The sequence below is a fragment of the Paracoccus niistensis genome (assembly GCF_042432925.1).
GTDB classification, from domain to species: domain Bacteria; phylum Pseudomonadota; class Alphaproteobacteria; order Rhodobacterales; family Rhodobacteraceae; genus Paracoccus; species Paracoccus niistensis.
In genome coordinates this window covers 1-5012 of sequence record NZ_JBHLWE010000031.1, presented here as the reverse complement: position 1 = coordinate 5012, position 5012 = coordinate 1, and the positions used below count along the sequence as shown (strand labels likewise).

The window sequence follows — 5012 nt, the reverse complement described above, 5'->3', positions numbered from 1 at the left end:
TCCTTTCAAAGCCCAACACATTGTTGAGGATCAAAAGTCGCACTCCAAGGTAGCGCGTCCCCCCGACAGAACTGGAACTCCAGTAACCAGAGTTATGTAAATTCGATGTCCATGGCGGCCCGCGCTCGTGAGCACCAGAGAGGATGCCACGCCGCAGGCAAGGCCTGACCGATCATGCGGAGGTGCCGGGAACAAACATCGGCGGCTTCCGTTGATCGGGTCAAGGACCTCGATGACCATGGAAAAGGAGTGCCTGCGGTGAGCCAGACGGAAAACCCTGAAGCCGTGCCTCCCGGAACGCCGGGATCGGGCGAAAACACCTGCCGCAACTGCGACGGCACCGGCAAGGTCGATGGCAGGACCTGCCCGGACTGCGAGGGCAGCGGCAAGGTGATGACGCCGATCGGGGGCGCATGACGCACCACGGCGCGGGACGGCGCTGCCGGTTCCTGCATCAGGCCCGCCGCGGCACGGTCCGTGGCCTGTGGCAAGGCTGCCTCGACGCGCGCCTCGCGCCGACATGGGCGCGGGGCGCGGGAAACCCATGCTGCCATGAAGGCGCGTCCTCAGGGCCTCTTGCGGGTTCCACCTGACGGCAGACTGACGCGGACCGCTGAAGGCGGGGAAAGGGCGACGGGCATCGCCGGGTGAATCGGGGTGATCCCCTTGTCCTGCCTTTCAGGAGAAGAAGCCCCCCGACATCTCCCGGCCCCCTCCGGCGGCACGGTTGCGCAAGACGACCGGCGGCAGCCCTGTCGAGCCTCTGCCCGGCACACCCCCTGTGCCCCCGCCTCCGCTCAGGGCCGTTCCGGCGCGGCGAAGATGCAGGCGCGCGGCGTGGCGAAGTCGTGGCCCTCCACCACCCGCAGGATGGCGCGGGCGAGCTTGTCGCCGCCTTGGGCGGAGGGCTCGATGGGATTGGCGAAATCCGCGTCCTCGTCGAGCAGGACGCGCAGGTCGAGAAGCGGCAGCCCGCGCCGCCCGGCTTCGCGGGTGATGATGTCGTTCAGCAGGGCAAGGGCGGTGACGGCGGTTTCGCGGTAGGCCGGATCGGGGAAGCGGACGTCGTAGATCGTGCAGATCGCGGTCGGGCGCCCCAGGCGCAGCACCTCGTCGAGCATGGCCCGGTAGCGGCCCTCGAATTCACGGCGAAGGCGGGCGAGCCGCATCAGGGCCCCGGCCACGGTCGTGGCGCTGTCCGCGAAGACCCCCGTCCAGCCAAGGGCGTCATTCCCGCCGGCGCTGACGAAAAGATGGGTGCCGTCACGCGGGAACTGCCGGACCTGATCGCGCAGCCCGGCCAGCACCGCCCCGTCGTGGGCCAGAAGCGTGGCCCTCCATTCCGGCGGAAGGCGGCGGCGCAGATGCGCGATCACCTCCTGCCCGGCGGCTACGTAAGGGGCGTTGTCGAAGACGGAGTCCCCCAGAAGGACGACATGGGTCATGGGCGCGGCACCTTCGGACCGTGCGTGCGTGGGGGCGGCAACGCAGGACGCGGCGGCGGACAGAAGAAGGCCGCGCCGGCCGAGACGCCGGTTCATGCCCGTTCCCCTTGTGCCACCCCCTGCCCGGGGCCGCGGGACAGGAGGGCCGCTAGGGCGGGCCCTCCTGTTTTCCGGTTCAGCGCTTGGCCTGCTCGCCTTCGGCCGACAGCTGCATGAACTTGACCGTCAGCTGCTCGGTCATGCCCAGAAGCGTCGAGAAGGTCTTTTCCTCCTCGGCCAGCGTCGCCTCGTAGGCGGACACGTGCTGGGGGAAGCCCGCGGTCTGCGCCATGGCGATCAGCGAACGGTAGGTCGTCTGCTCGAAGGCCTCGAAGGCCACGTTGGCGAAGTGGTTCTTCATGATCTCGTCGGACATGACGGTGTGCATGATCGCCGCCATGTTGCCCGACATCTGGGTCGCCAGATCCTTAATCATCGAGGGGCTGGAGCCGAGTTCCCCGAGGATCGTGTCGAGCCGCTGGATCTGCACCTCGGTTTCCGCAAGGTGCTGCTGCAGAAGCGCCGCCACCTCGGGGTAGCTTTCGATGCGCTCGAGCTGCCGGTTGATGAGCTGGGTCGCCTGCTTTTCCAGGGCATGGGCGCTCTGGACGCCCATCACATACTGCTGCCTGGCCAGGTCCGAGTTCATCGAGCCGGTCGCGTTGGTGTCGGTATAGGCCATCCCGGGCCTCCTGTGTTGTCGGTCCAGGGATCGAACACGGCAGCGCGCCACTTGTTCCGCAGATCCGCGCAGTCCCGCGTCCCGACGGAGCGGGCGGGGCCTGCCGTGCGTTCCCTGCGTCGGGAATGGCGGGCCTGTCGCCGCGATGCCGTCCCGACCCATGTGTTCCAAGAGGTTCCGACATGCAGACCGACTCGCTGGAGTTCCTGACCTCCCTGATCGCCGCGCCCTCTCCCAGCGGGCATGAACAGCCGGTGGCGCGGCTTTGGCGCGATTACGCGGGCCGCTTCGCCGACGAGGTGAGCACCGATGTGCTGGGCAATGTCACGGCGGTGCTGAACCCCCGGGCACCCATGAAGATCATGCTAGCCGGGCACATGGACGAGATCGGCTTTATCATCCATCATGTCGGGGACGACGGCCTTCTGTATTTCAGCGCGGTCGGCGGGCATGACAGCACGACGCCCCTGGGCCAGCGCGTCTGGGTGCACGGGCGCGAGCGGGTGCCCGGCGTGGTGGGGCGCAAGGCCATCCACCTGCTCGAGCCCGACGAACTCGACAGGAAGCCGAAGATGCAGGACCTGTGGATCGACATCGGCGCGGGCTCGCGCGAGGCGGCCGAGGCGATCGTGGGGCTGGGGGATGTCGTGACCTATCAGCAGGGGTTCCAGATGCTGATGGGCGATCGCGCCGCCGCCCGGGCCTTCGACAACAAGGCCGGCGTCTTTGTCATCGCCGAAGCCCTGCGGCTGTTGCGGGAAGACGGCGGCCTCGACCCGCAGGTCGGCGTTCATGCCGTCGCGACCGTGCAGGAGGAGATCGGCTCGCGCGGGGCGCAGGCCGCGGCCTTCGGCGTCGCGCCGCAGTCCGGGCTGGCCGTGGACATGGGCCATGCCACCGACTACCCCGAGGCCAGGCTGGCCCGCCATGGCAGGCTGGAACTCGGGAAGGGCCCGGGCATCGACCGCGGCGCCAACACCAACCCGGCCGTCTTCGCCCTTCTCGTCGAGGCGGCGCAGCAGGACGGCATCCCCTGTCAGGTCCATGTCACCGCAGGGGCCACCCCCACGGATGCCCAGCCCATGCAGATCAACCGCGCCGGCATGGCCACGGGCCTGCTCAACGTGCCGCTGCGCTACATGCACACGCCCTGCGAGGTGCTGTGCCTGTCCGATCTCGAAGCCACCGCCCGCCTGATGGCCGCCTATTGCCGGCGGATCACGCCCGACACGGACTTCACGCCGCGCTGAGGCGGACGGGGCAGCAGGGGCGGCGCCCTGTTCTCCTGCCTCCCTCCGGAACGGAATCGGGTGAACGGAGATGTGACCAACATTTGATTATCATTATCTTCCCGCCCCGCGTGAAACTTCCGGCGCTTGAACAGCTTAGATGAACATCCTCGGTCAGGCGCCCCTGCCTGCGCCGTGAAGTCCCGGCTTTCAGGATCTCCGATGCAGCTTTTCGAATGCCAGAATTGCGGCCAGGCTCTTTACTTCGAGAACCGCAGCTGCGAGCGCTGCGGGCACCGCCTTGGCTATGTCGCGGCGCAGCAATCGCTGGTGGCGCTCGAGCCCGAGGGCGAGCTGTGGCGCCCCTTGAACGACCCCGGGGCCAGATACCGCTTCTGCCGCAACGCCGACCACGATGTGTGCAACTGGCTGGTCGCCGCCGATGCCCCGGAAGATTTCTGCGAGGCCTGCCGCCACAACCGGATGATCCCCGACCTGTCGGACCCCGACAATCTCCTGCGCTGGCGGCGGCTCGAGGATGCCAGGCACCGGCTGTTCTATTCCCTGATCCAGTTCGGGCTGCCGCTTGCCACGCGCGCCGAGCATCCCGAGGGGCTGGCCTTCGACATGCTCTCCGACCCCGAGGATCCCGATGCGCCCAAGGTGCTGACCGGCCATGACGCGGGGCTGATCACCATCAACATCGCCGAGGCCGACGATGCCGAACGCGAAAGCCGCCGCGAGGGGATGAGCGAGCTTTACCGCACCCTTCTGGGCCATTTCCGCCACGAGGTCGGGCATTACTACTGGGACCGCCTCGTGCGCGACAGCGATCCCGGCACCCTTGCCCGCTTCCGCGAACTGTTCGGCGACGAGCGCGAGGATTACGCCCAGGCCCTGCAGCGGCATTATGACAAGGGGCCGCGCCCCGACTGGCGCGACAGCCATATCTCGGCCTATGCCTCCAGCCACCCCTGGGAGGATTTCGCCGAAACCTGGGCGCATTACCTGCATATCGTGGACACGCTGGGGACCGCGAGCGCCTATGGGCTGTCGCTTCGCCCGGGCGTCTCGCAGGGGGAACCCACGACACCGCCCTGCTTCGACCCCTACAGGGCCCCGGATGTCGAAGGGCTGATGGCGGCCTGGACCCCGCTGACCCTGGCGGTCAACTCGCTCAACCGCAGCATGGGGCAGCCGGACCTGTATCCCTTCGTCCTCTCCCCGCCCGTCGTCACGAAGCTGGGCTTCGTGCACCGGCTCATCAGGTCCGCCGGGGAAGCCGCCGGGCGCGGGGCCGGGGGACACGCGACCCACCATGACCAACTCGCCCCGGCCTGAGGCCCGGGCCGCCATTCCCCGTGCAAGAATTTTCGACAAGGCAACTGGAGCATCATGACGATCTGCTGGGATGACTACGGGACCGAAGGTGTCCATGACGAGCTGATCTCGGCGGACGGCCAGCCCCGCCCCGGCGCCCGCGCGCTGGCCTCCTATCTCGCCTCGCTGGACGACAAGGCGCTGTCCGAGCGCGTCTCGACCGCCGAGCAGGTCATCCGCCTGATGGGCATCACCTTCCGGGTCTATGGCGACGACGGCGGCTCTCTGGACCGCCAC

At 68.2% G+C, this 5012-nt stretch carries 6 protein-coding genes; 4 read left to right on the top strand and 2 right to left on the bottom strand.

Annotated elements, in window-relative coordinates; translation table 11 throughout:
• The first annotated feature begins 258 nt into the window (after window positions 1-258).
• The gene (locus ACFFII_RS10440; protein ID WP_377698837.1) at window positions 259-417 is read left to right on the top strand and encodes a hypothetical protein; all 159 of its coding nucleotides are present in this window, start codon (window positions 259-261) and stop codon (window positions 415-417) included.
• Window positions 418-797: 380 nt separating this feature from the next.
• Here the strand turns inward: ACFFII_RS10440 and ACFFII_RS10435 are convergent, their stop codons facing one another.
• Window positions 798-1541: a GDSL-type esterase/lipase family protein gene (locus ACFFII_RS10435; protein ID WP_377698835.1), complete on the bottom strand. Its 744-nt coding sequence runs from the start codon at window positions 1539-1541 to the stop codon at window positions 798-800.
• Window positions 1542-1620: 79 nt separating this feature from the next.
• Window positions 1621-2166: a DUF892 family protein gene (locus ACFFII_RS10430; RefSeq protein WP_377698833.1), complete on the bottom strand. Its 546-nt coding sequence runs from the start codon at window positions 2164-2166 to the stop codon at window positions 1621-1623.
• A 182-nt stretch (window positions 2167-2348) separates the two neighbouring features.
• Between ACFFII_RS10430 and ACFFII_RS10425 the strand changes: the two genes are divergently transcribed.
• The 3 genes from ACFFII_RS10425 to ACFFII_RS10415 all read left to right on the top strand — a co-directional run.
• Window positions 2349-3416 (top strand): M42 family metallopeptidase, encoded by a 1068-nt coding sequence (locus ACFFII_RS10425; protein ID WP_377698830.1) that lies wholly within the window; start codon window positions 2349-2351, stop codon window positions 3414-3416.
• Between the two features lie 201 nt (window positions 3417-3617).
• The gene (locus tag ACFFII_RS10420; RefSeq protein ID WP_377698828.1) at window positions 3618-4736 is read left to right on the top strand and encodes a zinc-binding metallopeptidase family protein; all 1119 of its coding nucleotides are present in this window, start codon (window positions 3618-3620) and stop codon (window positions 4734-4736) included.
• Between the two features lie 54 nt (window positions 4737-4790).
• Window positions 4791-5012 (top strand): hypothetical protein (locus ACFFII_RS10415; RefSeq protein WP_377698827.1); only part of this gene is annotated, 222 nt, incomplete at its 3' end.

Excerpts from the sequence above, each read along its gene's own strand:
- ACFFII_RS10425 (WP_377698830.1), top strand. The coding sequence starts at position 2,349 with ATGCAGACCGACTCGCTGGAGTTCCTGACCTCCCTGATCGCCGCGCCC.
- ACFFII_RS10420 (WP_377698828.1), top strand. The coding sequence starts at position 3,618 with ATGCAGCTTTTCGAATGCCAGAATTGCGGCCAGGCTCTTTACTTCGAG.
- ACFFII_RS10430 (WP_377698833.1), bottom strand. The coding sequence starts at position 2,166 with ATGGCCTATACCGACACCAACGCGACCGGCTCGATGAACTCGGACCTG.
- ACFFII_RS10435 (WP_377698835.1), bottom strand. The coding sequence starts at position 1,541 with ATGAACCGGCGTCTCGGCCGGCGCGGCCTTCTTCTGTCCGCCGCCGCG.